The organism is Shewanella glacialipiscicola (assembly GCF_023283485.1).
GTDB lineage: Bacteria > Pseudomonadota > Gammaproteobacteria > Enterobacterales > Shewanellaceae > Shewanella > Shewanella glacialipiscicola.
The window spans coordinates 1-3,451 of record NZ_JAKILU010000050.1 but is presented as its reverse complement, the minus strand read 5'-3'; the positions used below and the strand labels follow the sequence as shown (position 1 = coordinate 3,451).

General features: G+C 50.4%; 2 rRNA genes. Both read left to right on the top strand.

Annotated elements, in window-relative coordinates:
• Positions 1–239 precede the first annotated feature (239 nt).
• A 23S ribosomal RNA gene (locus L2717_RS17925) occupies positions 240–3,144 on the top strand.
• A gap of 183 nt (positions 3,145–3,327) precedes the next feature.
• Positions 3,328–3,443, top strand: a 5S ribosomal RNA gene (gene rrf, locus L2717_RS17920).
• The last annotated feature ends 8 nt before the right edge of the window (positions 3,444–3,451 follow it).

The window sequence follows — 3,451 nt, the reverse complement described above, 5'->3', positions numbered from 1 at the left end:
ATTAACATGATGATGTCTGTCGTTGTGTTAATTGCAAACCGATGTAAGTGTGGAAACACTTGCATCATGAGTTCTCAAACACTTTATTAAGTGTCTTGAATATTCAAAGTGAGGTATTTTGCTGTGGTGGCAGAGTATTTCACGTCTAAGGCGCGTCCACTTCCTGGTCGGGAGTGAGACAAGTAAAACCAAGCTGGTCGCAATGCGGCGCAGATGAGTGAAACTCATTTGGGTTGTATGGTTAAGCGACTAAGCGTATACGGTGGATGCCTTGGCAGTCAGAGGCGATGAAGGACGTAGTAACTTGCGAAAAGCGTTGGCGAGCTAGTAACAAGCATTTGAGCTAACGATGTCCGAATGGGGGAACCCAGCAGCATAAGCTGTTATCTGCACATGAATACATAGTGTGCAGAGGCGAACGAGGGGAACTGAAACATCTAAGTACCCTTAGGAAAAGAAATCAACCGAGATTCCCCTAGTAGCGGCGAGCGAACGGGGATTAGCCCTTAAGTCTATGGGGTGTTAGTGGAATGAGTTGGAAAGCTCAGCGGCACAGGGTGATAGCCCCGTACATGAAAACTAACCATAGATGAAAACGAGTAAGGCGGGACACGTGACATCCTGTTTGAATATGGGGGGACCATCCTCCAAGGCTAAATACTCCTGACTGACCGATAGTGAACCAGTACCGTGAGGGAAAGGCGAAAAGAACCCCTGTGAGGGGAGTGAAATAGAACCTGAAACCGTATACGTACAAGCAGTGGGAGCGGTTCTTGAGACCGTGACTGCGTACCTTTTGTATAATGGGTCAGCGACTTACATTTTGTAGCGAGGTTAAGCGAATAGCGGAGCCGTAGGGAAACCGAGTGTTAACTGCGCGTTTAGTTGCAAGGTGTAGACCCGAAACCGAGTGATCTAGCCATGGGCAGGTTGAAGGTTGAGTAACATCAACTGGAGGACCGAACCGACTAATGTTGAAAAATTAGCGGATGACTTGTGGCTGGGGGTGAAAGGCCAATCAAACTCGGAGATATCTGGTTCTCCTCGAAAGCTATTTAGGTAGCGCCTCGAGCGAATACCACTGGGGGTAGAGCACTGTTAAGGCTAGGGGGTCATCCCGACTTACCAACCCTTTGCAAACTCCGAATACCAGTGAGTACTACTCGGGAGACAGACAGCGGGTGCTAACGTCCGTTGTCAAAAGGGAAACAACCCAGACCGTCAGCTAAGGTCCCAAAGTACTAGCTAAGTGGGAAACGATGTGGGAAGGCTTAGACAGCTAGGATGTTGGCTTAGAAGCAGCCATCATTTAAAGAAAGCGTAATAGCTCACTAGTCGAGTCGGCCTGCGCGGAAGATGTAACGGGGCTAAGCTAGTCACCGAAGCTACGGGTGCGGTCCATTAGGACTGCGCGGTAGAGGAGCGTTCTGTAAGCCGTTGAAGGTGAAGGGGTAACCCACGCTGGAGGTATCAGAAGTGCGAATGCTGACATGAGTAACGATAAAGGGGGTGAAAAACCCCCTCGCCGGAAGACCAAGGGTTCCTGTCCAACGTTAATCGGGGCAGGGTGAGTCGACCCCTAAGGTGAGGCCGAAAGGCGTAATCGATGGGAAACAGATTAATATTTCTGTACTTCCGCTAACTGCGATGGAGAGACGGAGAAGGCTAGGCTAGCGCGGCGTTGGTAGTCCGCGTTTAAGGTGGTAGGTTGATTTCTTAGGCAAATCCGGGAAATCGCACTTTAGTGTGCAGACTGAGAGCTGATGACGAGGTCCTAAGGGACTGAAGTAGTTGATGCCATGCTTCCAGGAAAATCTTCTAAGCTTCAGGTTAGTGGGAATCGTACCCCAAACCGACACAGGTGGTCGGGTAGAGAATACCAAGGCGCTTGAGAGAACTCGGCTGAAGGAACTAGGCAAAATGGTACCGTAACTTCGGGAGAAGGTACGCTCCTGTTGGTGATGAGACTTGCTCTCTAAGCTGACGGGAGTCGCAGATACCAGGTGGCTGCAACTGTTTATCAAAAACACAGCACTGTGCAAACTCGCAAGAGGACGTATACGGTGTGACGCCTGCCCGGTGCCGGAAGGTTAATTGATTGGGTTATCGCAAGAGAAGCTCATGATCGAAGCCCCGGTAAACGGCGGCCGTAACTATAACGGTCCTAAGGTAGCGAAATTCCTTGTCGGGTAAGTTCCGACCTGCACGAATGGCGTAATGATGGCCACGCTGTCTCCAGCCGAGACTCAGTGAAGTTGAAATTGCGGTGAAGATGCCGTATACCCGCGGCTAGACGGAAAGACCCCGTGAACCTTTACTATAGCTTGGCACTGAACATTGAACCTACATGTGTAGGATAGGTGGGAGACTATGAAGTTGTGACGCTAGTCATGATGGAGTCGTCCTTGAAATACCACCCTTGTAGTTTTGATGTTCTAACCGCGGCCCCTTATCGGGGTTCGGGACAGTGCCTGGTGGGTAGTTTGACTGGGGCGGTCTCCTCCCAAAGAGTAACGGAGGAGCACGAAGGTTGGCTAAGTACGGTCGGACATCGTACGGTTAGTGCAATGGCATAAGCCAGCTTAACTGCGAGACATACACGTCGAGCAGGTACGAAAGTAGGTCATAGTGATCCGGTGGTTCTGAATGGAAGGGCCATCGCTCAACGGATAAAAGGTACTCCGGGGATAACAGGCTGATACCGCCCAAGAGTTCATATCGACGGCGGTGTTTGGCACCTCGATGTCGGCTCATCACATCCTGGGGCTGAAGTCGGTCCCAAGGGTATGGCTGTTCGCCATTTAAAGTGGTACGCGAGCTGGGTTCAGAACGTCGTGAGACAGTTCGGTCCCTATCTGCCGTGGGCGTTGGATGATTGAAGGGAGCTGCTCCTAGTACGAGAGGACCGGAGTGGACGAACCGCTGGTGTTCGGGTTGTCATGCCAATGGCATTGCCCGGTAGCTACGTTCGGAATCGATAACCGCTGAAAGCATCTAAGCGGGAAGCGAGCCCTGAGATGAGTCATCCCTAGGAATTTAATTCCTCTAAAGAGCCGTTCGAGACTAGGACGTTGATAGGCATGGTGTGTAAGCGTTGTGAGGCGTTGAGCTAACATGTACTAATGACTCGAGAGGCTTAACCATACAACCCAGATGGGTTTTGCATGGCCTTAGACGAATAGTGACACTTAATGAAGTGGTGATAAAATGCTCTTGCATTTATGACATCAAGTACATCCTTGTACTTGTCGAACTCAAGCAAGAAATCAGCTTTCCGAATTATTATTAACGTGAGCCAGCGATGGACACGGTAATAAACAGAATTTGCTTGGTGACAATAGCCTTGTGGAACCACCTGATCCCATCCCGAACTCAGCAGTGAAACGCAAACGCGCCGATGGTAGTGTGGGGTCTCCCCATGTGAGAGTAGGTCATCGCCAAGCGCCTAATT